Raw genomic sequence first — 24,930 nt, 5'->3', positions numbered from 1 at the left:
TCTCCTACCGGCTCGGATCACCAAAGAGCGCGTATCCCGCCCAGTAGAACGGATGCGCCCAGCGCCCGCCACCGAGTTGTCCCTCGATCATCCCTACTTGAGCCATGCGCAGCGCCTCCGCGCGCGGCGCCTTGGCCGAAAAGGTGGCGGCCGTCAGCGCGGCGGCCGACGAAGTCTCGACCGCCCAGTGCGTGGCCAGCACCGAGCGGCTGCCGGCGAAGAAGAAGCCGCGCACCAAGCCCGACATGGCCGCCCCGCCCTGCTCGCCCGCGGCCGTGTTGCAGGCCGACAGCAGCACGGCCTGGGCGTTCAGGCGCAGCGTCAGCACGTCGTCGAGTTCGAGCAGCGGTGACGCGGCTGCATCCTTGCCCGGCGCGAGGGCCAGGGCGGGCTTGGACACGCCAGGCAGCTCGCCTGGCATCAGCCCATGCGTGGCAAAGGCGACGACGCGGCGGTCTTGCAGCGGTGCGGCCAGCACGGCCTCGCGCGTGGCGGCGGCGCCGAGCAGCAGGTCGGCCTGCGCATTGGCACCGAGGGCCTTGGCCAGCGCGTTCAGCTCGGTGCGGGTTTCGGGCAGCGGCGGGATGTCGCCATAGCTGAAGCCCCAGGCAGCGTCGTACTTGGTCGCACCGCTGCCGAGCGCTACGCGGCCGGCCTTGGCGTTGGACTTGAACAGCGGGTCGCCCACGCCGAACAGCGCCTTGGCCGCCAGCGGCTGCGCGGCCGCACGGCGCAGCGCGAACAGCGCACCGGCCGAGGGCAGCTGCGTGACTGCCATGCGGCGCGCGACGAAGGCGCCGGGCTCGGGCGAGGTCAACGCGGCAGCGAAGGGCATGGCCGCGAGCGCGCCGTCGGCCGCAACCAGCAGGCTCTTCACATCGGCACCCGGCTGCAGCGGCGCGACGAGCTCGCGCCAGACCTCGTGTAGGCCGGCAATCACCGGCGCTTGCAGGGTCGGCGCGCGGCCCGTGCTCAGGTCCAGCGCGGTACGAATCTGCGCGACCTTGTCGGCCCAGGCAGCGCGGCCTATTGCCGAGGCAGCAAAGCGCGTCGGCGCGCCGGGCGAGACCCACCAGGCCAGCGTCGCGCCGTCGAGCGGCTGTACGACGAGCAGGGCCTCGCCCGGGCCCAGCAGCTTCTGCAGCGCGGCTGGCGAAGGCAGCGGCGGCGTGACGAGGTCGGCCCACGCCGGGTAGGCCTTGGCCACGCGTTCGCGCTGCGCCGTCAGGGCTTCGCGTGCGGCCTGGGCCTGCTCGCGCTGCTGGCGCACCTGCTCACGCACGGCGGCGAGTTCGTCCGCCAAGGCCTTCTGCCGCTTCTTGCGTTCGGCCTCGGGCAGGGCTTTCAGTTCGGCCTTGATCTCGTCGCTGCTGTTGCGGCGGCGCACGCGGTCTTCGTCAGCGAGCTGAGCGGCCAGCGCGCCGTTGCGGGAGCTGGCTGCGGCGCGCAAGTTGGCCTCGGCGTCCAGCATGTCGCGCAGCGCCGGCGTGGCGGCCAGCACGCGCGCCGTCGCGTCGGTCAGCGCGCGGTGGGCGGCGCCGGTTTGCATGCGGTCGGCCACCTGCATGGCGCGGTCGGTCCATGCCGGCTCCAGTGGGTCGCCACGCAGCGCGCGCACGGCAATCTCGCGCAGGAACTCGTCGAAGGCCAGGCCCAGCACAAAGCCGCGCGCGCCGGACAGGTCCAGGTCCTGCCAGCCACCGGGGTTGTCGAGCACGGCCGCAAACAACGGCTGGTAGTCGCTCCAGGCGCCGGCCATGTCGCCCTTGAGCAGGCGCACCAGCGCGCGCACGCCGGCAGCCTCCTGCGTCTGCGGGTGGGCTTCGCCGTACAGGCGCAGGCGGTAGCGGTGGATGCGCTCGACGATGTCCAGCGCCTCATCGGTGCGGCCGTTCTTGGCCGCCAGCAAGGCGCGCAGCCGCCAGTCGCTGGCGCGCTCGCGGGCCAGGCTGTCGGCCGGCAGGCTGCCAAGGAACTCGTTGTAGAAGGCATCGGCCTCGGGCCAGCGGCGCAGGCCGATCAGCGCCCTCACCTGCTCCTGGCGCGCCAGCCAGCGTGTGTGGCTGGCCGGGCTGGCGCCGGCGCGCTGCAGCATGTCGTCGGCGCGCTGGCCGTTCTCCAGGCCCGCCTCGTACTGGCGCGCCGCCACCTGGGCCTGGCCGAGCCGGTAGCTCCAGCGTGCACCCAGGGCGTCGCTCAACTGACCCGCCCGCCACAGCGCGAGGTTGCCCTGCGCGACCTGGATGGCCTCGGGCGCGCGGCCGTGGCGCACGAGGGCGTAGGTCAGCATGCCCTGGGAACCGTCGTACCAGCCGTAGGCGTCTTGCACGGCGGGATCGCGCGGCGGGCGCTGGCCGCCGCCAGGAAGTTTGCGTGCTTCCTCCACGCCCTTCCGCGCCAGCCGCACGGCCTCGCGCAGCGTGGCCACGGCATCACCCAGCCGCCCCTCCCAACGCTCGATCTCGGAGCGCACCTGCAGATGGTCCACACGCAGCCGCAGCATGGCGGCTGGGTCGCGATCTCCCAGCGACTCCTGCGCCTGCTTCACCAAGCTCTGCGCACGCGACCACATGCGCTCCATCACCGAACGGTCGCGCGCCTGGGCCAGCGCGTAGACATGGCGCAACGCGGCGGCAGCGCGGGTGGGCAGGCTCAGCGTGGTGTCGCTGGCAAAAGCATCAGCTGCGGCCATGGACTTGCCCGAGCTGCCCCAGATGAATTCGGCGCTGAGGTACTGGCGTATCCAGATCTCGCCGCCCGGCTGGTTGCGACCCAGCGTGGCGAGTTCGGCCAGCAACTCGACGTAGCGGCCACGCTGCTCCAGCGCCTGGGCCGCGCGCGCTTGTTGCTGCAGCAACGCGTAGCGCGCAGCGGGCTCGGCGGGCAACGGCTGGGCAAGCAGACGTTCGGCCTCGGCCGCGGGCATGACGACGACGGGCGCATCGCCCGGGTCTTCATCGTCGACCTGAGCGCGCAGCGGCTGAGTCGCCAACAGCGCCAGCAACATCAAGCCCAGCCATGCAGCCGCACGCAACCTGCTTCGTGTGCCCTCCATCCCTGCCCTCCTGGCGTCGATGCTAGGCGGCGCACGCGCGCCGGCGCAAGCACGCAAGCCCGGGGGCCGACCAGGCTCAAGCTCAGGCCGCCAAAGGTCGATAAGCTGAAGGAAAGCCGTTCACACCCACCCGCCATGAGCACCGCCCTGTCCGCCATCGCCTCCGGCTCGTCCGGTGCCTTGCAGGCCGAACTGCAGAAGGCGCAGCGTGAACTGTCGGCCTGCGTGAACTGCGACAGCGCGAAGACTTCGTCGGGCCAGACGCACATCGCGACGCTGCGGGCCCAGGTGCAGGGCATCGAGCAGCGCATGGAAAAGACGGGCCAGGCCGAGGTTCCACAGGCTGCTGCAACGCCGGCCATGCCCGCGCTGTCCCCACTCGGCAACTTCCTCGACGTCTACGCCTGAGAAGCAGGCTCGCGCAACCGCCGCGCCGGCCACTGCGCCAGCAGCAGCAGCGAGGCCATCAGCCACATCGGCGCCACCAGCGCCGTGGCAGCAGCAAGGATGCCGAAGCCGGCTGGCATGGCCACCGTCGCACCGTTGACCGTCAGCATGCGCAGGCCCAAGGCCTGGCCATGGCGGTCGGGCGGCGTCACGTGGTGCAGCATGGCCAGGATCATGGGCTGCACCGAGCCCAGCGCAATGCCCAGCACCGCCGAGCCGCACATCAGGCCGACCGTGCCGGGCAGCCAGGCATAGGCCATGAAGGTCAGCATCGCCACGACCATCGCGGTGCGCAGCGCCTTCACCTCGTCGAGGTCATCGGCAAAGCGCACGATGGCCAGGCGCACGCAGGTGGCCGCGGCCGCGAAGCTGCCCAGCACGATGCCGATGCTGACCGCCGACAGGCCGCGCGAATGGCCCACCACCGGCACGACGAAGCTGTGAGCATCCCAGCAGGCCGACAGCACGAGGTTGACGAGGATGAGGCGGCGGAAGGCCGGCAGCCGGAACAGCTGCCAGGCGGCGCGCTCGCGAAAGCTCTTGGTCAGCGGCTCCGGCAGATGGCGTGGCACCTTTTGCGCCAGCGCCCAGGCCAGCAGCGGCAGCAGGGCGGCGAAGCCGAAGGCGGCCGTCATGCCGATGTGGTCGATCAGCAGGCCCGCGATGACGGGCGCCAGCGCGTTGGACAGCGCCGGCCCGAGGGCCATCCAGCTGAAGATGCGCTTGAGCTCGCCGGGCTCGTCGGCCATCAGCCCGGCCTCGCGCTGCATGGCCACGGCCGCCACCGCAACGGCGCCGCCGCACAGCAGGCAGCCGGTGGCAATGGCCCAGAGCTGCTGCACCGTCAGCGCCAGCAAGGCGCCAACGCCGGCCATGATGACGCCCATGCCGACCGGGCGGTGAAAGCCATGCCGGTCCGCCAGCCGCCCGGCCCACAGCGACAAGCCGATGGGCGCGACGGCGAAGAGGCTCAGCAGCAGGCCCACCGAGGCCTCGCCGTAGCCGCGGTTCAGCACCCAGAGGCTGGCGGTCACGCGCGTGACGGCCATGCAGGCGTGCACGCAGATCAGCGTGGCGATGAGCCACACGAAGGCATGGCGCAGGCTCTTGGGATGGGGCGTGCGCTCGGTCGTTGGGCTCACTCGGCGTCCTCGGCCAGGTCGCCCAGCTTGTCGAGTTGCAGCAGTTGCTTGGCCGCGTCGTCAGGCATCGCCTCCACGCTCTTGAGCTTGCGCGTCATCTGGCGCGTGCGGGTCTCGGCCAGATCGATGGTGTTGCTGGCTTCTTCGAGCTTTTTCTTCGTCTTGGCCAGCACCTCGCCGAACTTGCCGAACTCGGTCTTGACGGCGCCCAGCACCTCCCAGACCTCGGCCGAGCGCTTCTCCAGCGCCAGCGTGCGAAAGCCCATCTGCAGGCTGGTCAGCGTGGCCAGCAGCGTGGTGGGGCCGCAGAGCATGACCTTGTGTTCGCGCTGCAGGCTCTCCACCAGGCCCGGGCGGCGCAGCGCCTCGGCGTAGAGACCCTCGGTCGGCACGAAGAGGATGCCGAAGTCGGTCGTGTGCGGCGGGGCGATGTATTTCTCGCGGATGGTGCGCGCCTCCAGCCGCAGCCGCATCTCGATGGCCTTGGCCGAGGCCTCGGCGGCCACGGGGTCGCCCTTTTCCTGCGCATCGAGCAGGCGCTCGTAGTCTTCACGCGGAAACTTGGCGTCGATGGGCAGCCACAGCGGCTGGCCGTCGTCGCGCTGGCCGGGCAGCTTGATCGCGAACTCCACGCGCTCGGCCGAGCTGGGCAGCGTCGCCACGTTGGCTGCGTACTGCTCGGGCGTGAACACCTGCTCCAGCAGGCCCGCCAGCTGCACCTCGCCGAAGATGCCGCGCGTCTTCACGTTGGTCAGCACGCGGTTGAGCGAGCCCACGTCGCGCGCCAGGTTCTGCATCTCGCCCAAGCCCTTGTGCACCTGCTCCAGGCGCTCGGCCACCTGCTTGAAGCTCTCGCCCAGGCGCTGCTCCAGCGTGGCGTGCAGCTTCTCGTCCACCGTGGCGCGCATCTGCTCGAGCTTCTTCTCGTTGTCCTGCTGGATGCTGGTCAGGCGCAGCTCCACCGTGTGGCGCAGTTCGGCAAAGCGTTGCTCGTTGCCCAGGGACATGGCCTGCAGCTGCTCGCGCATGCCGTCGGCCAGGCGCTGCATGGATTCGGTCAGGTTCTGCGCGCTGCGCTGCGCTGCGGCGTCCTGGGCCTCGCGCGCGGCGAGGGCCTGCTGCGCGAGCGACTGGTTGCTGCCCTGCAGTCCTTGCGTCAGCACCTGCTGGAACTGGGCCAGGCCCTGCAACAGCTCCTGGCGGGTGGAGCTGCCGCTGCGGCCCAGCTCATCGCGCAGTTCGCGCTCCAGCCTTTCGTTGCTCTGCAGCAGCTCCGGCGGCACGCCGGTTTGAGGTTTCTGGCGAGCCCAGATCAACACCAGCAGGACAAGGATCAGGGCCAGCAGGCCCAGCAGCAACACGTCGATCAGGCTCATGTCCGGCATTGTCGCCCGGGGCGGCATTCCCCTTATTGGTATCTCATTGGCATCGCATAAAGTAGGCGTTTGGTCTTTTATTGGTATTAATCGGGAGACATTGATGGACAGACGGCAGTTCCTGGCCCTGGGCGGCGCAAGCGCGCTGGCCGGATGCGGCGGTGGCGGCAGCGCGACGGCCCCTGCCCCTGCCCCGGCCCCCACGCCAGCACCGCCGCCAGCACCGGCCGGCCCCGACTGGAGCGCCCTGTCCCGCCAGATGCAGGGCGAGCTGCTGCTGCCCGCACAGACCGATTTCGACCGCGTGCGCCGCGTCGCCAACGCCCGCTACGACGGCGTGCAGCCGCAAGCCATTGCGCGCTGCGCCAGTGCCGCCGACGTCGCCTCGGCGCTGGGCTTTGCGCAGGCGCAAAAGCTCGCCTTCACGGCGCGCAGCGGCGGCCACAGCTACCTGGGCGCCAGCGGTGGTGCCGGCCTCGTCATCGACGTCGGCGCGATAGACAGCGTGGTGCTGGACGGCGAGCGCGCCACCGTGGGCGCCGGCGCAAAGCTGACGGATGTCTACGACAGCCTCATCACCGCCGGCCGCTGCATCCCCTCGGGCAGCTGCGTCAGCGTGGGCATTGCCGGCATCACGCTGGGCGGCGGCGTGGGCGTGCTGGACCGGGCCTACGGCCTGTCCTGCGACGCGCTGCTGGCGGCCCGCGTCGTCACGGCCGATGGCCAGCAACTGGACTGCAGCGCGACGCAGCGGCCAGACCTGTTCTGGGCGCTGCGCGGCGGCGGTGGTGGCCAGGTCGGCATCGTCACATCGCTGACCTTTCAAACCCACGCGGCCGAGGCGCTGACGCAGTTCGGCGCCAGCTTCACGCTGGCCGAGCTGCCCGCCGTGCTGAGCGCCTGGCAGGCCTGGCCGCAGACCTTGCCGGACCGCATCTGGTCGCAGCTCGCGCTGTCCAGCCAGGGCGCCTATCTGTGGGGCATCGCCATCGGCGACGCAGCCTTTGTGCAGCAGCACTGGCATGCCCTGCTCGCCCGCATCGGCCGCACGCCGCCCGATGCCCTGGCGCTGCAGGCGCGCAGCTACCGCGACGTGATGCTGGGCAGTTGCGCGGCGCTGACCCGCGCGCAATGCCATCTGCCCAGCCAGAACGCCAGCGGCCAGCTCGGGCGCGCCGCGATGGCGGCCAGTTCAGATTTCTTCGACAACCCGCTGGACGCTGCCGGCATCGCTGCGCTCGGCCAGGCCTTGCAGCAGCGCCGTGACAGCGGCCGTGCCGGCGCCGTGCTGTTGAACCTGATGGGCGGCGCGGCAGGCCGCGTGGCGGCGGATGCAACGGCCTTCCCGCATCGCCGTGCCCTCTTCAGCGCGCAATACCTGGCCGAGTACCAGGCCGGCACGGCAGCCGCCACGCTGGACGAGGCCGCCACCTGGACCCACGGCATGCGCACGACGATGCAGCCCTGGAGCAGCGGCGGCGCCTACGTGAACTACCTGGACGGCCTGCTCGACAAGCCGACCGAGGCCTACTACGGCGCCAACCTCGCGCGGCTGCGGCAAGTGAAGCAGGCCTACGACCCTGCGGGGGTCTTCAAGGCGTTGCCGAGCCTTTAGTTGCTGACCAACCCGGCAACCGCCTTGGGCAGCTCGGCCTCGATCAAGGCCTCCAGCGCCTTCACGCGCTGCTCGGCCGTCGTCGCGGCCCAGGGGTTGGCGGCGGCCGCCCGATCCACCGGCAGGCGGGCTGCCACGGCGAGCGACTGCTCGCGCTTGAGCTTGAGGTCGCTGAGGTCGATCAGCGCGACGCGGATGGACACATAGGGCGCGAACACCGGCAAGCCGCCCTGGCCATCGAAGCTGATCTGGCCGCTGGGGCGCTGGTCCAGCACGAAGCCGGGGCCTTCCAGCGTTGCGAGGATGCGGCCCGGCAACGACGCCGCCAGCGCCGGCTCCTGGCGGCTGCGTGTGACGAGCAGCAGCTTGGCCGCGCCGCTCTGGCGCACCGCCTCGCCGAGCTTGCCGGGCAGGCTGAGCCTGCCATCGACGAAGAGGTTGGCCGGGTCGCCGAAGAGGCTGCGCGTCGTCGACGTGTAGAGCTTGACGTCGCGGTCCTTGCCCGACGCCTTGACGGCAGCATCCAGCGCCTGCAGCACCGCGTTGTCCAGGCCACCCGAGGGCGAGGCCGTCCAATCGCCGGACTGCACGGTGTCGCCACGCGCCGGGTTCAGGCTGATGAGCTGCACGTTGTCGCCGAGCAGGGACAGGGCCGCGAACTTGTTGGCGTCACGCGGCGTCTTGTCTTCCACCACAGGCGCGGGCGGCGGCGGTGCGATGCCCTTGTTCTTCTGGCCGAAGGCGAGAGCAGGCAGCAGCGGCAGGAGGGCAAGCAGGCAGATCAGGCGGCGGTTCATGCGGGAATGACTTCGGGGTTCAGCGGCGTGAGGGGCTTCGCGGCGGTCAGTGCGGCGACGAGGTTGTCGGCCGCAAGATGGGCCATGGCCAGGCGGGTGGGCATGGTGGCGCTGGCGATGTGGGGGGTGAGGACGACGTTGGGCAGGGTCAGCAGCGCAGGGTTCACACGCGGTTCGCCCTCGAAGACGTCCAGGCCGGCGGCGGCGATGCGGTTGTCGCGCAGCGCAGCGGCCAGCGCATCCTCGTCGACGATGCCGCCGCGGGCGATGTTGATCAGCGTCGCCGTGGGCTTCATCAGCGCGATCTCGGGTGCGGCGATACAGTGGTGCGATTCGGCGGAATACGGCAGCACGAGGATGAGGTGATCGGCTTGGCGCAGCAGCTCGTCCTTGGAGACATAGCGCGCGCTGAGCTCGGCTTCGGTGTCTGCGGCCAGGCGCGAGCGGTTGTGATAGATCACGTTCATGCCGAAGCCGAAGCGGCCGCGGCGCGCGATGGCCTGCCCGATGCGGCCCATGCCGAGGATGCCCAGCGTGGCGCCATGCACGTCGGAGCCGGCCAGGAAGTCCCAGGCCCAGCTCTTCCAGCGGCCGTCGCGCAGCAGGCGCTCGCCCTCGCTCATGCGCCGCGCCGTGGCCATCAGCAGCGCAAAGCCGAAGTCGGCCGTGGACTCGGTCAGCACGTCGGGCGTGTTGGTGACGAGCACGCGGCGCGCCGTGCAGGCAGCCAGGTCAATGTGGTTGTAGCCCACGCTCATCGTGCAGACGGCGCGCAGGTCGGGGCAGGCGTCCAGCAGTTCGGCCGTGATGCGCTCGGTGCCGGTGATGTAGGCGCCGACCTTGCCCTGCAGCCGCGTGCGCAGCTCGTCGGGGCTCAGCGGGGACTCGCCCTGATGGAAGTCCACATCGAACCGAGCCGAGAGCTTTTGCACCACGTCCGCCGGCGCCCGGCGGGCTATCAAGACTTTCAACGCATCCATATCCACGCCATGACGAAAAGTAGAGGCAGCAGCACCGCGCCGGACCAGAGCAGATAGCCACCGAAGCTCGGCATCTTGACACCTCGCTCCTCGGCGATCGCCTTGACCATGAAATTGGGGGCATTGCCGATGTAGGTCATCGCGCCCATGAAAACGGCGCCGCCGGAGATGGCGGCCAGCACCGGCGCGCCTTCGCTCATCAACTGGGCCGCATTGCCGCCGGCGAGGTTGAAGAAGGCGAGATAGGTGGGCGCGTTGTCCAGCACGGAGGACAGGCCTCCGGTCAGCCAGAAGTAGGCAGCCGGCGAGGGTTGGCCATCAGCGCCCGTCAGCAGCGCCGCCAGCGGCGCGAACACGCCGGCCGGGCCAGCCTTGAGCATGGCGATGACGGGCACCATCGTCAGGAAGATGGCGATGAAGAGCTTGGCCACCTCCAGCATCGGTGCCCAGGAGAACCGGTTCTTCTCGCGCACGCCGGCGGGTGTCAGCCACAGGGATGCGGCCGTCACGCCGACGAGGCCCAGGTCGCGCACCAGGGCCTGCAGCGGCAGTGGCGTGCCCCAGAGGTCGAAAACGATGCCGGGCTTCCAGGTGCCGCTCATCAGCACGAGGCCGACGGCCGCGGCCAGCGGCAGCAGGTTGATGGCGCCTTCCAGGCCGAACCGTGGCGCGTCGGGCGTGGGGTCGGCCGGCGTGATGCCTTCCTTGCGATAGAGCCAGGTGTCGATGGCCCAGAACACAGCCAGCAGGCTGGCAAGCAGGAAGAGCGTCTCAGGCAGCAGATGGCCGGCCGTCCAGAAGAAGCTGACGCCTTGCAGGAAGCCCAGGAAGAGGGGCGGGTCGCCCAGCGGCGTCAGCGAACCGCCGACATTGCTGACGATGAAGATGAAGAAGATGACGACGTGGGCGTTGTGGCGGCGGTTGTCGTTGGCGCGGATCAGCGGGCGGATCAGCAGCATGGACGCGCCCGTCGTGCCCATGACGCTGGCCAGCACGGCGCCGATCAGCATCAGCCCGGCATTCAACGCCGGGCTGCCATGCAGATTGCCGCGGATGAAGATGCCGCCGGCCGCTGTGTACAGCGCGCCAAGCAGGATGGTGAAGGGCAGGTATTCCTCGATCAGCGTGTGCACCAGCACGCCACCCGTGGCCGCTGCACCGAAGGCCAGGGTGAAGGGCAGCAGCAGCACCAGCGTCCAGCCCGCGGCAATCTTGCCGAAGTGGTGATGCCAGAAGGCCGGTGCGGCCAGCGGCATCACGGCGATGGACAGCAGCAGGCCCGCGAAGGGCGCGGCCCAGGCCAGGCCGAGTTCGGCGCCTTGCAGCGCCATCAGTCTTCGAGGAAGCGAGCGAACTCGGCCACCGGCGTGCGCTCGGTGACGAGGCTGTTCTCGACGGCGTTCGGGTCGGCATAGCCCATGGACATGCCGCAAACGACCATCTGCTCGCTGCCCAGCTGCAACTCCTCGGAGATGACGCGGTGGAACTGCGTGAACGCCGCCTGCGGGCAGGTGTGCAGGCCGCGCGCGCGGGCCGCCACCATGATGTTCTGCAGGAACATGCCGTAGTCCAGCCACGAGCCCTGCTGCATGACACGGTCGATGGTGAACATCAAGCCCACAGGCGCGTCGAAGAAGATGAAGTTGCGGCCATGCTGGTGCTGCATGCGCGCCTTGTCGGTCTTGGCGATGCCCAGCAGCCCGTAGAGATCCCAGCCCACCTTGCGGCGGCGGTCGATGTAGGGGCTGCGCCATTCGGTGGGGTAGTAGGCGTACTCCTCCTTGTGGCTGGCGTTCTGCTCGGGGTCGAGGTAGGCGGCCTGGATGCGGCCGGCCACGCGCTTGAGCGCCGCGCCCGTCATCACATGCACCTGCCAGGGCTGGGTGTTCGTGCCCGAGGGCGCCCAGGAGGCGACTTCGAGGATGTCCTCGACGGTCTGGCGCGGCACCGGCGTGGGCAGGAAGGCGCGCAGCGAGTGCCGGGTCTTGATGGCGGCGTCGACCGCGGCGGTCTGCTCGGGCGTCGGCTGGACGAATCGGCTCATGGTGTGAGGGCTTTCAAGGCGTGGAGATAAGCGGCGGGCAACTCGGCCACCGGGCGGCGGTTGTCGCGGTCAACATAGACGTGCACGAAATGACCCCGCGCGGCGCAGGTGGCGGCGCCTTCGGCGAACAGGCCGATCTCGTAGCGCACGCTGGAGCGGCCTTGCTGGGCCACGCGCACACCGGCCTCGATGCGCTGCGGGAAGGCCAGGGACTCGAAGAAGTTGCAGTGCGTCTCCACGACCAGGCCGATGACCTCGCCGCCGTGGATGTCGAGCGCACCGGCCTCGATGAGCAGGCTGTTCACGGCCGTGTCGAAGAGGCTGTAGTACACGACGTTGTTCAGGTGGCCGTAGGCGTCGTTGTCCATCCACCGCGTCGTCAGGGGCACGAAGCGGGGGTAGGCCTCGCGGCCATCGGGCTGGGGGCGGGTCGTCATGGGCGCATTCTCCATGCAGCCCGTTGTGCTCGGGTTTGGGAGCGAATGCGGCATATGCACTTGCACGATCTGTTTTTTGGGAGCGACACTGGGCCGTTAGACAACGATTTCACAACGGCTGGCAAGGAGCTCGCATGAACCGATACCCGGGAAATGGTCTCGTAGGTTTTGCATTTGCACTGGCGGCCGTCTTCGGCACCCAGGCCGCACTGGCCGACAACGCGACCAAGGACGACGCAGTCGCCACCGTCAAGAAGGCCGTGACCTTCATCAAGGCCAACGGCAAGGACAAGGCCTATGCCGCGATCACGGCCAAGGACCCGCAGTTCGTGAAGGCCGACCTCTACATCGTCGTCTACGGCATGGACGGCAAATGCCTGGCCCATGGCGCCAACGAGAAACAGGTCGGCCGCGACCTGATCGACCTCAAGGACATCGACGGCAAGCCCTTCATCCGCGAGCGCGTCGAGCTGGGCAAGTCGAGCCCCAAGGGTTTCTGGCAGGACTACAAGTTCACCAACCCGGCGACGAAGAAGATCGAGCCCAAGCAGATGTATTGCGAGCGCCTGGAAGACACCATCGTGTGCGGCGGCATCTACAAGTAGGGCAGCGCATGGCTGGCCGCCGGCCCGCGCCGGTACAGACTCCTGAAGGGTGCCGATGAAGCTGGCTTCAAAGATGTTGTTGCCGCCGATGGTGGCGTTGGCGGTGGTGCTGGTCATCGGCCTGGGCAGCACGCTGCTGTCGCTGCGCGAGGTGGTCGCGTCCAACGAAGCGGGCCAGCAGCGCAACGAGGTCTTCATGACCATGGTGGCCGTGCAGACCCAGGTGGGCGAGATGCATGGCGGCGTGTTCCGCACCATCGCACTGATCGCCTCGCTGGACGACGCCAAGGTGAAGTCTCTGCGCGGCCAGTTGAAGACCCAGATCGAGGGTGTGTCGCGCACGCTGACGCTCCTGGCCGACATGCCGGGCACGCCGGCCGAGACCGACAGCATCGTCAAGTCCGCCCTGCCCCTGCTGCAGGCCTATCTGAGCAAGGCCGATGGCGCCATCGACCTGGCCTCGGTCGACCCCAACACCGGCATCGCGGCCATGCAGGATGCCGAGGCCCGCTACAAGGAGGTGGCCACGCTGATCGGCAAGGTCGTGCAGAGCATGAGCGTCGAGCAGCAGGCCGCCGCTGAGTCGCAACAAGCCCATGCACGCCAGCGCGCCTGGATCGTTGCGCTGGTCTCGCTGCTGGCGGCCGCTGCCGGCATGGGGCTGCTGCTGATCAACCAGCGCAAGATCGCGGCCGACGTCAACGCGTCGCTGTCGCTGGCTGAAGCCGTTGCCGCCGGCGACCTGACCCAGCGCGCCGCGCCCATGGGCCAGGACGAGCTGGCCGGCCTGATGCGCGCGCTGAACCAGATGTGCGAGCAGCTCGGAACGACGGTCAGCGAGGTCATGTTGGTGGCCGACTCCATCCGCACCGCGTCCGCCGAGATCGCGTCGGGCAACCAGGACCTGAGCCAGCGCACCGAGCAGACGGCCTCCAGCCTCGAGATCACCAGCTCGTCCATGGCGCAGCTGACCGGCACCGTGCGGCAAAGCGCCGACAACGCGCAGACGGCCAACCAGCTCGCGACGACTGCAGCGACCGTGGCTCACCGCGGTGGCAGCGTCGTGCAGCAGGTGGTGGACACGATGAACGACATCGCGTCGTCGTCCAAGCGCATCGCCGACATCATCGGCGTCATCGACGACATCGCCTTCCAGACCAACATCCTGGCGCTGAATGCGGCCGTCGAGGCGGCCCGTGCCGGCGAGCAGGGCCGCGGCTTCGCCGTCGTGGCCGGTGAGGTGCGCAGCTTGGCAGGCCGCAGCGCCGCGGCGGCCAAGGAGATCAAGACACTGATCGGCGCCAGCGTGGAGCGCGTCGAATCGGGCGCCCGCCTCGTGCAGGACGCCGGTTCGACTATGACCGACATCGTCGGCGCCGTGCAGCGCGTGACCGACATCATGGGCGACATCAGCACCAGCGCCGATGCCCAGAGCCGCGGCATCGACGACGTCACGAAGGCGGTGACCCAGGTCGACGACATGACGCAGCAGAACGCCGCCCTCGTCGAGGAAAGCGCGGCGGCCGCGGAGTCGCTGCGCGAGCAGGCCCAGCGGCTGGCCCAGGTGGTCAGCCAGTTCCGCGTTCGCTAGCCCACGCGGCCCAAGACTCGGCCGCCAGGTTCAGCGTGTTGACCTGCACGGCGACCGTCGTCGCCAGGTCACTCCCATAGCCACCGGCCATGCTCAGCGCGACCGGGATCCGCCGCTCGTACAGCGCGTTCAGCACGCGGCGGTCGCGCTCGGCCAGCCCTTCGTAGCTCAGCTTCAGCCGCCCCAGCCGGTCGCCCTCGTGAGGGTCGGCACCGGCGAGATAGAACACGAGCGCCGGCTCGCAACGCTGCCACACCTCGGTCAGCGCCAGGTCCAGCGCCGCCAGGTAGTCGGCGTCGCCACAGCCATCCGGCAGACCCACGTCGAGGTTGCTCTCCTCCTTGCGGAAAGGGAAGTTGCGCGCCCCGTGCATGGAGAAGGTGAATACCGAGTCGTCGTCGCGAAAGATGGCCGCCGTGCCGTTGCCCTGGTGCACGTCCAGGTCGATGACCAGCACCTTGAGCGTGCTGCGGTGCTCGCGGGACCACTCGGCCTGCATCAACCTCGCGGCCACGGCCACGTCGTTGAAGACGCAGTAGCCCGAGCCCTTGTCGGCGTAGGCGTGGTGGGTGCCGCCGGCCATGTTGGCGGCCACGCCCTCCTGCAGCGCCGCGCGCGCGGCTGCGATGCTGGCGCCGACCGACCGCTGCGAGCGCTCGGCCATCGACGGGCTCCACGGGAAACCGATCTCGCGCTGCTCGGCTGCGCTCAGCCGCCCCAGCAGCACCGCGTCGACATAGTCCTGCGTGTGGACCAGCGCCAGCTCGCCCTCGGTCGCGGCCGGCGCCGGCTGCATGCGCAGCAACCCCGGCTCACGCTCGAAATGCTCCCGCAATAAACGGTACTTAGATTGCGGGAAGCGATGCCCCGGCGGCAGAGCCAGGCTGTGGGCGTCGGAGTGAAAGGCCAGCATGGCCGCCACGATAGCTTTGAGGGCTTCCTGACGTCCGACACCCCTAATTTGTTGCACTGCACAAAAAAGTTCTTGCAATTCGCCGCCAGACCCCTATCATTCAGTCCATGTTGCAGTGCAGCAAAAGAAGCACAGCAAACGGTTCAACCACCTGAAATCGGAGTAACACCATGCTGACCGCTGAACAAGTCCTCGCCGCCCACAAGGCCAATGTCGAAACCCTCTTCGGCCTGACGAACAAGGCGTTCGAAGGCGTCGAGAAGCTCGTCGAGCTGAACCTGCAAGTCGCCAAGACCGCGCTGAGCGAAGCTGCCGACACGACCGCCGCTGCGCTGTCCGTCAAGGACGCACAAGAGCTGCTGTCCCTGCAAGCCGCCCTGCTGCAGCCGACCGCCGAGAAGGCCGCTTCCTACAGCCGCCACATCTACGACATCGCCTCCAGCACCGGCGCCGAAGTCGCCAAGGCCGCTGAAGCCCAGTTCGCCGACGTGCAACAGAAGTTCGCTTCTGTCGTCGACAACGCCGCCAAGAACGCCCCGGCCGGCACCGAAAACGCCGTCGCCCTGGTGAAGTCGGCTGTTGCCGCTGCCAACAACGCGTTCGAGTCGGTCCAGAAGGCCACCAAGCAAGCTGTCGAAGTGGCCGAAGCCAACTTCCAAGCTGCCACCACGCAAGCCGTCAAGGCTTCGCAAACGGCTACCCGCGCCTCCAAGCGCGCTGCCTAAGCCCTCAGGCTTCTGCCTCGAAAAGCCCGGTGCACTGCACCGGGCTTTTTTCATTTCGAGTCAGAAACCGGGGATCAGCGAGCGGTGAGCGGCGGCGCCCGTCATCGCCCCGTCGCCGACCACGATAGCCACATTCGCGAACGCCATCGCTGCATCACCGCAGGCAAACACCCCGGGCACCGAGGTTTCCATCATCGTGCGGCGCAGATAGGGCCCGGCCGGCCCCTGCTCGAACTCGCAGCCCAGATGCTCGGCCAGCGGGCTGGCCATGCGCGTGCGCGTTGCCGTGAACAGCCCGGCCAGCGCCACACGGCGCCCGTCCGCCAACTCCACCGTCGCCGCGCCGGTGATGCGCGCAATCGGCACGGCCTCGACCGTGACACCGCGCGCAGCCAGCGCCCGCGTCTGCTCGGCATCGGGCTCGAAAGCACCGTTGAGGAAGAAGGTCGTGGGGCCCCAGTCCGGCAGCATCAGCGCGTGGTGCATCGACAGCGGGCTGCTGGCCAACACGCCGATGGCGCCCTCGTCCAGCTCGTAGCCATGGCAGTAGGGGCAGTGGAAGACGGTCTTGCCCCACCGCTCCGCAAGACCTTCAACCGCGGGCAACTCGTCGACGACACCGGTCGCCAACACCAGGCGGCGCGCCTGCAGCGTGTCGCGGCCGACATCGACCTCGAAGCCTTCGCCCCGCCGGCGCGCTTGGGCAGCCAAACCTTCGTGCCAGCTCACGTTCGGGTAGGCCAGTAGCTGCGCCTTCGCGGCCCCCACGATGTCGCCCGGCGGCCGGCCGTCCTGGCCGAGGAAGCCGTGCGAAGCATCGACAAAGCGGTTGCGCCGCTGGCCAGCATCGACGACGGCGACGCGCCGGCGCGCACGCGCAAGCTGCAGCGCAGCGGACAGGCCGGCAAAACTGCCGCCGATGACGAGGGCATCAAACATCATGGGTCAGGTCCTTGATTGACAGGCCGCGCGCCAACATGCCGCGGTGGAAGTCCTCAGCCAGCACGGACAGCTTCACGCCGTGCAGGCGCGCCACCAGCAGCGCCTCGGCCTCCGCATACGCCGCGCCCAGTGCCGTGTTGACGGCCTGCTCGACGAGGCAGCTTGACTGCTCGTCGCGCAGCCCGGCGGCCAGGAAGGGCGGCGCACCGAGCGCCGCATGCACATCGCCCAGCGTCATTGCCGACAGCGGGCAGCCCAGCACCCAGCCGCCCCCGTGGCCCTTGGCCGACGCGACGAAGCCCGCCTTGCGCAGCCCCGCCATCAGCCGCCGCACGACGACCGGGTTGGTGTTCATCGCCCGCGCCAGCATCTCGGACGTCGCAGGAGCCTGGGTCTCGGCCATGTGCAGCAGCATGTGCAGCACGCCGGAGAGCTTGCCGTCTCGTTTCATGTAACTATATTAGTTCCATGATTCAACATGGCGCACGCCGCCTCCCGTTCACCCCTGAGGCCGCCAGGGCTTTGAACCCCCTGCCCGTTCGCGAATGCCGCCGTCGATTCGTCGGCTGCCTGCGTCGATTCGCCGAATCGGCGCGGCGCAGCGTGCGGCGCGCGTGTCTACTTGCGGCATCGCTTCCCCCGCACCCACCATGAGACACCACTCCATCCACCGCCACGCCGGTCAGCGCATCGTCTTCGGCCTGAGCGTCATCGGCATCGGCACGCTGGCCTTGCTGGACAACCTGGGCCTCTTCGGCATGCCGCTTCTGCGCACCTTCTGGCCGATGGTGCTGGTGCTGTTCGGCCTCAGCCGCATCTTCTGGCACCGCCATGCCGGCGGCTGGCTGTTCGGCGTGGCCCTCGTCATCGCCGGCCTGGCCATGACGGCACACCACCTCGACCTCGTCCACATCCGGCTGCGCGACTGGTGGCCGGTCTTCATCATCCTGGCCGGGCTGTCCATCCTGCTGCGCGGCGTCTTCCCGGGCTACCGTCAACAGGCCGGCCTGCCGGCACCGTCGACGCTGGACCATGGCGACCGCATCGCCATCGACGCCAGCTTCAGCGCCATCAACCAGCAGAACGATTCGCGCAGCTTCAAGGGCGGCCGCATCGACGTGACCTTCGGCGGCGTGGAGCTGGACCTGCGCCAGGCCGTCATCGACGGCCCCGAGGCGGTGCTGGAGATCTCGGCCCGCTTCAGCGGCGTCCAGTTGCGCGTGCCGCGTGAATGGCAGGTGGTGGTCAACATCGCGCCCACGCTGGGCGGCGTCGACGACAAGACCGTGCCGCCGATGAATCCCACCCAGCGCCTGGTACTGCGCGGCGACGCGGTGTTCGGCGGCGTCGAAGTCAAGAACTAAGCCCAGCGCTCGGTGCACCCGCTGCTGACCCACTGGCGCGGCCTGGCCGGCTATCTGGCGGCCGCGCTGCTGGCTGGCCTGGCGCTGGCGGGCGCGCTCGCGGCGCTGGGCCTGGCATCGCTGGGCTGGGCACTCGCCTGGGCGGCGCCCGTCACCGTCGTGCTGGCCTTCCCGGCGCTGTCGGTCTACTACGTCTGCCGCGCCCGCCCTTTCGGGCCGGGCCGCTGGCTGGTGGCCATCGCGTCACGCGCGGCAGCCGTCGTGCTGCTGGCCGGCGCCGCCCTCCCCTTGGCCGCGGCCTGGAACACGGTGGGCCTGGCGCTGGGCCACGAGCCCGGCCTGGTCAGCCTGCCCCCTGCCGCATGGGCCCTGGGCTTCGCCGCCTGCCTGGGCCTCTTCCTGCTGGCCGTGCTCGCGCACGACGTGTTGATCGCCGTCGAGGCCACGCAAGCTGCGGCGCTGCGCGAGGCCGAGGCCCGGCTGCTGGCGCGGGACATGGAGCTGCAACTGCTGCGCCTGCAGATCGACCCGCATTTCCTGTTCAACAGCCTGAACTCCATCAGCGCACTGACCAGCTTCGACCCGGCCGCCGCGCGGCAGATGAGCATCGATCTGGCCCAGTTCTTCCGCCAGACCCTGGCCCTGGCCAGCCGCGAGCGCATCAGCCTGGCGGACGAGCTCGAGCTCATCGGCCACTACCTCGCCATCGAGCGCCAGCGCCTGGGCGACAAGCTGCGCAGCACCATCGACGCGCCGATCGCAGCCCTGCCCGCGCTGCTGCCGCCGCTGACGCTTCAGCCGCTGGTGGAGAACGCGCTCAAGCACGGCCTGCGCTCGCTGGACGACGGCGGCCTGCTGGAGATCCAGGCCCTGGTGCGAGACGGTTGGCTGCACCTGGCCGTGCGCAACCCCGTGCCCGCAGAGCCGGCCCGCGAGCCTGGCCTCGGCCAGGGCCTGCGCCACCTGCGCGAGCGCCTTGCCGCCCAATACCGCGACCGTGCGCGGGTGCACTGGGGTGCCACGCCCGACGGCTTCGCGGTCGAGATCAGCCTGCCTTTCGAAACATCGCCATGACCCTGCGTGCCCTCATTGCCGACGACGAAATCCTGGCCCGCCGCCTGCTGCGCGAGTTCCTCGGCGCCCATGCCGACATCGAGATCTGTGCCGAGGCCGAGAACGGTCTGGACGCCGCTCGCGCGATCACCGAGCTGCAGCCCGACCTCGTCTTCCTCGACATCCAGATGCCACGCCTGACCGGCCTGGAGGTGCTGGAGCTGACCGGCCGGCGCGACGGCGTCGTCTTCACGACGGCGCACGACCAGCACGCCCTGCGCGCCTTCGAGCTGCACGCGGTGGACTACCTGCTCAAGCCCTTCAACCAGGCGCGCTTCGACACGGCGCTGGAACGCGCCCGCCGCCTGCTCGGCCAGGCCCAGCCCGGCCTGGAGACCTTGGTGGCGCCGCAGGCCGCGCTGACCCGCATCCTCGTGCGCGACGGCAACGGCGGCATGCAGGTGCTGGCCGTCGACGCCATCGACCACATCGAGGCCCAGGCCGACAACGTCGCCTTCCACAGCGCCGGCCGCGAGCACCTCAAGGCCCAGCGCATCTCCGAGCTGGAAGCGCGGCTGGACCCGACCCGCTTTGTGCGCGTGCACCGCTCCTTCATCATCAACCTCACCGCGCTGCAGGCGCTGGAAAAGACCGACAGCGACGCCCACGTTGCGCGCATGAAGAACGGCAAGCGCATCCCGGTGAGCCGCAGCGGCTACGACAAGCTGCGCGCCGTTCTGTGAGCGTCTGAGCGCTCCAGTCCTACACGCTCTGCCTGCGCCGGCGGCCAGACTGGCGGCATGCGCTGGCTTGACCCGATCCGACCGCTGGGCCGCGTGCTGCGGCTGACCTTCGACGGCTTCCTGGACAACCGCGGCCCGCGCATGGGCGCGGCGCTGGCCTACTACACGCTGTTCTCGCTGGCGCCACTGCTGCTCATCGTCGTGTCCGTGGCCGGCCTGGTCTGGGGCGGCGAGGCGGTACGCGGCGAACTCTTCGACCAGCTCGCCACGCTGCTCGGCGCCGCGGCCGCGTCGACGGTGGAGAGCATGCTGAAGACGGTGGCCTGGCCGGCCGGCGGCTGGTTCAACACGGTGCTGGGGCTGGGTTTGATGCTGGTCGGCGCGACAACGATGTTCGCCGAGCTGCAGGACGCCCTCGACACCATCTGGCGCGTGCCGGCGCGGCCCATGCAGGGCTGGCTGAACTGGCTGCGCGCGCGGCTGCTGAGCTTCGGCGTCATCCTGGGCCTGAGCTTTCTGGTGCTCGTGTCGCTGCTGCTGGACGCCGTGATGTCGGCCGCCCAGACCTGGTGGCGGCCCTGGTTCGGCGACTGGCTGCGCATCGCCGCCCTCGCCAACACCCTCGTCAGCCAAGGGCTGGTCGTCGCCGTGTTCGCGCTGATCTTCAAGTGGATGCCGCGCGCGCGCATCGCCTGGCGCGACGTGCTGCTCGGCGCCCTCGTCACGACGGGCCTGTTTGCGCTGGGCCGCTACGGCATCGGCGCCTATCTGCAACGCAGCGGTGTGGCCTCGGGCTTTGGCGCGGCGGCCTCGGTGGTGGCGCTGCTGGTGTGGGTGTATTTCTCCGCGCAGATCCTGCTGATCGGCGCCGAGTTCACCTGGGCCTATGCCCGCGTGCTCGGTTCACGACGGGAAGACGAGCAAGCTCGTGCAAACTTGCGGCCCGACTTCCAGCCTCCGACGCGATGACCACCACCACGACAGACGACGGCCTCAAGCTCCATCTCCGCCACTGGCCCGCAACAACGTCAGGGGCGGCGCCCGTGCGCGGCCAGCTGCTCATCGTTCACGGCCTGGGCGAGCACATCGAGCGCTATGCCCACGTCGCCGCGGCGCTGAACACCGCAGGCTGGGACGTGCATGGCTGGGACCACCGCGGCCACGGCCACAGCGAGGGCCGCAAGGGCGACATCCCCGAGCACGACGCGCTGCTGCGGGACACAGCCCGGGTGATTGACGCGGTACGCAAGCCCGCCGGCTCGGGGCAGCGCTTCGTGCTGCTCGGCCACAGCCTGGGCGGCCTCATCGCCGCGCGCTTTGCGGCCGAGGCGCTGACGCCCCAGCCCGCCGCATGGAGCCGGCCGCTCGACGGCCTCGTGCTGTCTTCGCCGGCCCTGGACGCTGGCCTGAGCAGCGCCCAGAAGCTCGCGCTGGCGCTGGCCGAGACGCTGGCGCCCGGCCTGGCCGTCAGCAACGGCCTCAAGCCGGAATGGATCTGCCGCGACCCCGCCGTCGTGAAGGCCTACGCCACCGACCCGCTGGTGCACGACCGCATCACGGCGCGGCTGACACGCTTCATCGTCGATGCCGGTGCCCGCGTCATCGGCGACGCGCCGCGCTGGGCCGTGCCGACGCTGCTGATGTGGGCGGGCGCCGACCGCTGCGTCGCCCCGCGCGGCAGCGAGGCCTTTGCGGCCGCCGCGCCGGCCAACGTCGTCGCCACCAAACTGTGGCCCGGCTTTGCGCACGAGATCTTCAACGAGCCCGAGAAGGCCGACGTACTGACGACGCTCACGAACTGGCTGAACGCCTGATCGCGTCCAGCCTGTCGACGACAAGTTCAAGCCTGAGCAACGGGTTGTCCATCGCCATCAGCCGTTGACGCTCAGCCAGCGGCATGGGCAGCAGGCCCGCCCAGCGGTTGGCCAGCCAGCCGGCATCTTCCCAATGGTGGGGCGGCTGGATGGGCAGATCGGCGGCAGCGGTGCGCTCGGCCCAGCCGGCCAGCAAGTCCTTCAACTGCCGGGCCGCCATGCGCAGATCGTCGGGCACAGGCACCTCGGCATCGTCGGCCAGCAGCTCCATCTGGCCCACCCAGAGGCCGTGGCTGAGGCAGCGCCTTTGCAGCAGCCGAAAACGCTGCGTGCCTCGCGTGCGGATGTGGATCAGCCCCGGCTGCTCGTGCTCGAAATGCTCGATGCGCGCCAGCGTGCCGATGTCGTGAAAACTCTCCCGCTGGAAGCCTTCGCCGTCGCGCCGCCTGACCTCCTCGCCCTCGGTCAGCGCAACAACGCCAAACGGCAGGCCCTGCGCATGGCAGCGCCGCACCATGTCGAGATAGCGCGGCTCGAAGATGTGCAGCGGCAGAACACCGCCGGGGAAGAGCACCGAGCGCAGGGGGAACAGCGGCGTCTCGGTGTTGTCCACGGTGTCAGCGCGTTTTCTCGGCGATGCGCTGCCGCAGGATGGGCAGCATGGCCTGCATCGCCTCGCGGCCGGCCTGCACGGCGCGGCGCCGGGCCGTGAAGTCGGCACTGCCAACGCCGTCCAGCTTGGGCCGGATGACGACGTCCGCCTCTCGCAGCTCGAACATGTTGATGCTGCGCCCCATGATGGAGAAGGTCTGCATCAGCATGCGGAAGGCGTCGCCGGGCGGGTCCTTCTCGGGCGGCGAGGTGATGTCGACGGCGACGACGAACTGCGCGCCCATCTCCTTCGCGAACCGCACCGGCACGGGCGACACGAGGCCGCCGTCGACGAACTCGCGCTGGCCGATGCGCACCGGCTGGAACACGGCCGGCACGGCACTCGATGCACGCACGGCCGTGCCGGTGTCGCCGCTGCGGAACAGGATGGACGACCCGTCGGACAGGTCCGTGGCGATGATGCCCAGCGGCAGCGCCATCTGCTCGATGTTCTTGCCGCCGGTCTTGTCGCGGATGAAGCGCGCCAGCGCCTCGCCACGGATCAGGCCGCGCAGCGGGAACGACCAGTCGGTGATGGCCCCTTCGTCCATCGTCTCCGCCAGCGTCTGCATCTCCTTGCCGCTCTTGCCCGAGGCGTAGAGCGACGCGACCAGGCTGCCGGCCGATGTGCCGGCGACGAGGTCGACCTTGATGCCGTTCTCCTCCAGCACCTGGATGACGCCGATGTGCGCAAAGCCGCGCGCCGCGCCACCGCCCAGGGCCAAGCCGATGCGTGGCGGCTTCGGCGCGGGCTTGATGAAGGGTGGTGGCGGCTCGGGCGGCGTGGGGGCGACGACGACCGGGGGCTGGGGCGGCTGGCTTGGCAGCACGGAGCAACCGGCCAGGGCAACAAGGGAGGCCACGAGCCAGGCGCGGCGGATCAGCAAGGCAGGAGTCATGTCGGAAGCGAAGAAGCGCGGCGCACGATAACCGAGCTGCAGCACGGAGCGTCAGCTCAGCTTGTAGCTTTGCAGATGGATGGAGGTCTCGGTGCCGGCAATGCCCTTGATGAGGCGCACGCGCTCCAGCACGTCGGCCAGTTCCTGCAGGCTGGAGCTGCGGATCTCGGCCAGCAGGTCCCAGCGGCCATTGGTGTCGAAGAGGCCGCTGATGCCGGGCTCGCCCAGCAGGATGGAGACGACCTCGCGCGTGCGGTTGCCCTCCACCGTGATGCTCATCCAGGCGGTGATCTGGTTGGGCACCGAGTCGGGCCGCAGGCGCACCGTGTAGCCGGTGATGACGCCGCCATCCTCCAGCCGTGCGATGCGGTTGGTGACCGTGCCGCGCGACACCTTGAGCTTGGCCGCGAGCGTGGCCACGCTGGCACGGGCATCGGTGCGCAGCAGGGCGAGGAGTTGCTGGTCTAGTGTGTCCATTTTGATCAATATGGCAATTTCTACTGCCATTTTGCCAAATTGCCATGCAATACATGGCAGGAGTTGAGCTTCTGTTTGGCAGGCAGCCCCGAAAGAATCACTCCCAAGCCTTTCAAACACCGCCAGGAGACCTCATGACCACCGTCCTCACCACCCAAGACGTCGCCCGAATCGTTCAGCGCGTGGGACTTCCTGATTTACTTCGCCGCCTCGTCAGCTACCTCGAAGCGGACTACCTGCGCTGGGCCGAATTCGACAAGACGCCCCGCGTCGCCGCCCACTCGCCGGACGGTGTCATCGAGCTGATGCCCATCGCCGACGCCAGCCTGTACAGCTTCAAATACGTCAACGGCCACCCCAAAAACCACCGCTTCGGCCTGCCGACCGTGATGGCCTTTGGCGTGCTCGCCGATGTGGACACCGGCACCCCCGCCCTGCTGTCCGAGCTGACGCTGACCACCGCGATGCGCACCGCCGCCACGTCGGTGATGGTCGCCAAGCGCATGGCCCGCCCCGACAGCCGCGTGATGGCCCTGATCGGCAACGGCGCCCAGAGCGAGTTCCAGGCCCTGGCCTTCCACCACCTGCTGGGCATCAACGAGCTGCGCCTGTTCGACATCGACCCCGCCGCCACGGCCAAGCTCGTGCGCCACCTGCAGGGCACGCCGGGCCTGACGCTGACGGTGTGCGGCAGCACCGCCGAAGCCGTGCGCGGCGCCGACATCATCACCACCGTGACGGCCGACAAGGCCAACGCCACCATCCTGACGCCGGACATGATCGAGCCCGGCCAGCACATCAACGGCGTCGGCGGCGACTGCCCCGGCAAGACCGAGCTGCACCGCGGCGTGCTGGAGATGGCGCGCGTCATCTGCGAGTTCGAGCCGCAGTCGCGCATCGAAGGCGACATGCAGCAGATGCCCGCCGACTTCCCCGTCACCGAGTTCTGGCGCGTGCTGGCCGGGCAGGCGGCGGGCCGCGAGTCGTCGAGCCAGGTCACCGTCTTCGATTCGGTCGGCTTCGCACTGGAAGACTTCTCGGCGCTGCGCCTGCTGCGCGACGTGAGCACGCAGCTGGGCCTGGGCGCCCCGCTGGACCTGATCCCGCAGATGGCCGACCCGAAGGACTTGTTCGGCGAACTGCACCTGAGCCAGCAACTGCAAGCCGCCTGAACGAGGTCAGGGCACGTCACCACTTTTCACGACGTCCCGGGCTTGCGCCCACCCTCACAATCGACTCACATGTCGACGGAGGGGTGGT

General features: G+C 69.5%; 25 protein-coding genes. 11 read left to right on the top strand and 14 right to left on the bottom strand.

Annotation, left to right across the window (positions count from 1 at the left end; genetic code table 11):
• Positions 1-4 precede the first annotated feature (4 nt).
• Complete coding sequence (locus tag AC07V5_RS19965; RefSeq protein ID WP_495117456.1) at positions 5-3,055, bottom strand: CHAT domain-containing protein; 3,051 nt, start codon at positions 3,053-3,055, stop codon at positions 5-7.
• 135 nt (positions 3,056-3,190) lie between these two features.
• On the opposite strand from AC07V5_RS19965, the gene AC07V5_RS19960 reads away from it, so the two are divergent.
• Positions 3,191-3,463: a hypothetical protein gene (locus tag AC07V5_RS19960; RefSeq protein ID WP_495117455.1), complete on the top strand. Its 273-nt coding sequence runs from the start codon at positions 3,191-3,193 to the stop codon at positions 3,461-3,463.
• Here AC07V5_RS19960 and AC07V5_RS19955 read toward each other — a convergent pair.
• Together AC07V5_RS19955 and AC07V5_RS19950 are read right to left on the bottom strand one after the other, a co-directional pair.
• A complete protein-coding gene (locus AC07V5_RS19955) occupies positions 3,454-4,644 on the bottom strand; it encodes an MFS transporter (protein WP_495117454.1) in 1,191 nt (396 codons plus the stop codon). The genes AC07V5_RS19960 and AC07V5_RS19955 overlap by 10 nt on opposite strands.
• Positions 4,641-6,020: a DNA recombination protein RmuC gene (locus tag AC07V5_RS19950; RefSeq protein WP_495117453.1), complete on the bottom strand. Its 1,380-nt coding sequence runs from the start codon at positions 6,018-6,020 to the stop codon at positions 4,641-4,643. Before AC07V5_RS19950 ends, AC07V5_RS19955 begins: the two co-directional genes overlap by 4 nt.
• Before the next feature lie 103 nt (positions 6,021-6,123).
• On the opposite strand from AC07V5_RS19950, the gene AC07V5_RS19945 reads away from it, so the two are divergent.
• Complete coding sequence (locus AC07V5_RS19945; protein WP_495117452.1) at positions 6,124-7,635, top strand: FAD-binding oxidoreductase; 1,512 nt, start codon at positions 6,124-6,126, stop codon at positions 7,633-7,635.
• Here the strand turns inward: AC07V5_RS19945 and AC07V5_RS19940 are convergent.
• The 5 genes from AC07V5_RS19940 to AC07V5_RS19920 are packed head-to-tail and all read right to left on the bottom strand — an operon-like array spanning position 7,632 to position 11,893.
• Complete coding sequence (locus tag AC07V5_RS19940) at positions 7,632-8,432, bottom strand: hypothetical protein (protein ID WP_495117451.1); 801 nt, start codon at positions 8,430-8,432, stop codon at positions 7,632-7,634. The genes AC07V5_RS19945 and AC07V5_RS19940 overlap by 4 nt on opposite strands.
• Complete coding sequence (locus tag AC07V5_RS19935) at positions 8,429-9,412, bottom strand: 2-hydroxyacid dehydrogenase (protein ID WP_495117450.1); 984 nt, start codon at positions 9,410-9,412, stop codon at positions 8,429-8,431. The genes AC07V5_RS19940 and AC07V5_RS19935 overlap by 4 nt, the downstream gene beginning before the upstream one ends.
• A complete protein-coding gene (locus tag AC07V5_RS19930) occupies positions 9,400-10,743 on the bottom strand; it encodes a sodium:proton antiporter (protein ID WP_495117449.1) in 1,344 nt (447 codons plus the stop codon). The genes AC07V5_RS19935 and AC07V5_RS19930 overlap by 13 nt, the downstream gene beginning before the upstream one ends.
• A complete protein-coding gene (locus tag AC07V5_RS19925; RefSeq protein ID WP_495117448.1) occupies positions 10,743-11,456 on the bottom strand; it encodes a nitroreductase in 714 nt (237 codons plus the stop codon). Before AC07V5_RS19925 ends, AC07V5_RS19930 begins: the two co-directional genes overlap by 1 nt.
• A complete protein-coding gene (locus AC07V5_RS19920) occupies positions 11,453-11,893 on the bottom strand; it encodes an acyl-CoA thioesterase (protein WP_495117447.1) in 441 nt (146 codons plus the stop codon). The genes AC07V5_RS19925 and AC07V5_RS19920 overlap by 4 nt, the downstream gene beginning before the upstream one ends.
• Positions 11,894-12,027: 134 nt before the next feature.
• Here AC07V5_RS19920 and AC07V5_RS19915 point away from each other — a divergent pair, with 134 nt between their 5' ends.
• Positions 12,028-12,498, top strand: a complete 471-nt coding sequence (locus tag AC07V5_RS19915) for a cache domain-containing protein (protein ID WP_495117446.1) — start codon at positions 12,028-12,030, stop codon at positions 12,496-12,498.
• Positions 12,499-12,553: 55 nt separating this feature from the next.
• Positions 12,554-14,089: a methyl-accepting chemotaxis protein gene (locus AC07V5_RS19910; RefSeq protein ID WP_495117445.1), complete on the top strand. Its 1,536-nt coding sequence runs from the start codon at positions 12,554-12,556 to the stop codon at positions 14,087-14,089.
• Here AC07V5_RS19910 and AC07V5_RS19905 read toward each other — a convergent pair.
• Positions 14,067-15,002, bottom strand: coding sequence for a histone deacetylase family protein (locus AC07V5_RS19905; RefSeq protein ID WP_495117444.1), 936 nt, complete (start codon positions 15,000-15,002; stop codon positions 14,067-14,069). The two genes, AC07V5_RS19910 and AC07V5_RS19905, sit on opposite strands and share 23 nt — an antisense overlap.
• A gap of 170 nt (positions 15,003-15,172) precedes the next feature.
• On the opposite strand from AC07V5_RS19905, the gene AC07V5_RS19900 reads away from it, so the two are divergent.
• The gene (locus AC07V5_RS19900) at positions 15,173-15,727 is read left to right on the top strand and encodes a phasin family protein (RefSeq protein ID WP_495117443.1); all 555 of its coding nucleotides are present in this window, start codon (positions 15,173-15,175) and stop codon (positions 15,725-15,727) included.
• A gap of 60 nt (positions 15,728-15,787) precedes the next feature.
• Here the strand turns inward: AC07V5_RS19900 and AC07V5_RS19895 are convergent, their stop codons facing one another.
• A complete protein-coding gene (locus tag AC07V5_RS19895) occupies positions 15,788-16,669 on the bottom strand; it encodes an NAD(P)/FAD-dependent oxidoreductase (protein ID WP_495117442.1) in 882 nt (293 codons plus the stop codon).
• A complete protein-coding gene (locus tag AC07V5_RS19890; RefSeq protein WP_495117441.1) occupies positions 16,659-17,120 on the bottom strand; it encodes an RrF2 family transcriptional regulator in 462 nt (153 codons plus the stop codon). Before AC07V5_RS19890 ends, AC07V5_RS19895 begins: the two co-directional genes overlap by 11 nt.
• Positions 17,121-17,319: 199 nt before the next feature.
• Between AC07V5_RS19890 and AC07V5_RS19885 the strand changes: the two genes are divergently transcribed.
• The 5 genes from AC07V5_RS19885 to AC07V5_RS19865 are packed head-to-tail and all read left to right on the top strand — an operon-like array spanning position 17,320 to position 21,643.
• Positions 17,320-18,033: a LiaI-LiaF-like domain-containing protein gene (locus AC07V5_RS19885; protein ID WP_495117440.1), complete on the top strand. Its 714-nt coding sequence runs from the start codon at positions 17,320-17,322 to the stop codon at positions 18,031-18,033.
• A gap of 12 nt (positions 18,034-18,045) precedes the next feature.
• The gene (locus AC07V5_RS19880; protein WP_495117439.1) at positions 18,046-19,107 is read left to right on the top strand and encodes a sensor histidine kinase; all 1,062 of its coding nucleotides are present in this window, start codon (positions 18,046-18,048) and stop codon (positions 19,105-19,107) included.
• On the top strand, positions 19,104-19,829 hold the full coding sequence (locus AC07V5_RS19875; RefSeq protein ID WP_495117438.1) for a LytR/AlgR family response regulator transcription factor: 726 nt from the start codon (positions 19,104-19,106) through the stop codon (positions 19,827-19,829). The genes AC07V5_RS19880 and AC07V5_RS19875 overlap by 4 nt, the downstream gene beginning before the upstream one ends.
• Positions 19,830-19,886: 57 nt before the next feature.
• Positions 19,887-20,798: a YihY/virulence factor BrkB family protein gene (locus AC07V5_RS19870; protein WP_495117437.1), complete on the top strand. Its 912-nt coding sequence runs from the start codon at positions 19,887-19,889 to the stop codon at positions 20,796-20,798.
• Complete coding sequence (locus tag AC07V5_RS19865) at positions 20,795-21,643, top strand: alpha/beta hydrolase (protein WP_495117436.1); 849 nt, start codon at positions 20,795-20,797, stop codon at positions 21,641-21,643. Before AC07V5_RS19870 ends, AC07V5_RS19865 begins: the two co-directional genes overlap by 4 nt.
• On the opposite strand, the gene AC07V5_RS19860 is transcribed toward AC07V5_RS19865, so the two are convergent.
• The 3 genes from AC07V5_RS19860 to AC07V5_RS19850 are packed head-to-tail and all read right to left on the bottom strand — an operon-like array spanning position 21,621 to position 23,670.
• Positions 21,621-22,256: an LON peptidase substrate-binding domain-containing protein gene (locus tag AC07V5_RS19860; RefSeq protein WP_495117435.1), complete on the bottom strand. Its 636-nt coding sequence runs from the start codon at positions 22,254-22,256 to the stop codon at positions 21,621-21,623. The two genes, AC07V5_RS19865 and AC07V5_RS19860, sit on opposite strands and share 23 nt — an antisense overlap.
• A gap of 4 nt (positions 22,257-22,260) precedes the next feature.
• Positions 22,261-23,193 (bottom strand): patatin-like phospholipase family protein, encoded by a 933-nt coding sequence (locus tag AC07V5_RS19855; RefSeq protein ID WP_495117434.1) that lies wholly within the window; start codon positions 23,191-23,193, stop codon positions 22,261-22,263.
• A 51-nt stretch (positions 23,194-23,244) separates the two neighbouring features.
• Positions 23,245-23,670 (bottom strand): Lrp/AsnC family transcriptional regulator, encoded by a 426-nt coding sequence (locus AC07V5_RS19850; protein WP_495117433.1) that lies wholly within the window; start codon positions 23,668-23,670, stop codon positions 23,245-23,247.
• A gap of 134 nt (positions 23,671-23,804) precedes the next feature.
• Between AC07V5_RS19850 and ocd the strand changes: the two genes are divergently transcribed.
• Complete coding sequence (gene ocd / locus AC07V5_RS19845; RefSeq protein ID WP_495117432.1) at positions 23,805-24,842, top strand: ornithine cyclodeaminase; 1,038 nt, start codon at positions 23,805-23,807, stop codon at positions 24,840-24,842.
• The last annotated feature ends 88 nt before the right edge of the window (positions 24,843-24,930 follow it).

Source organism: Roseateles sp. GW821-FHT02E12 (assembly GCF_059421665.1).
This window is presented reverse-complemented; position numbering and strand designations above follow the sequence as displayed.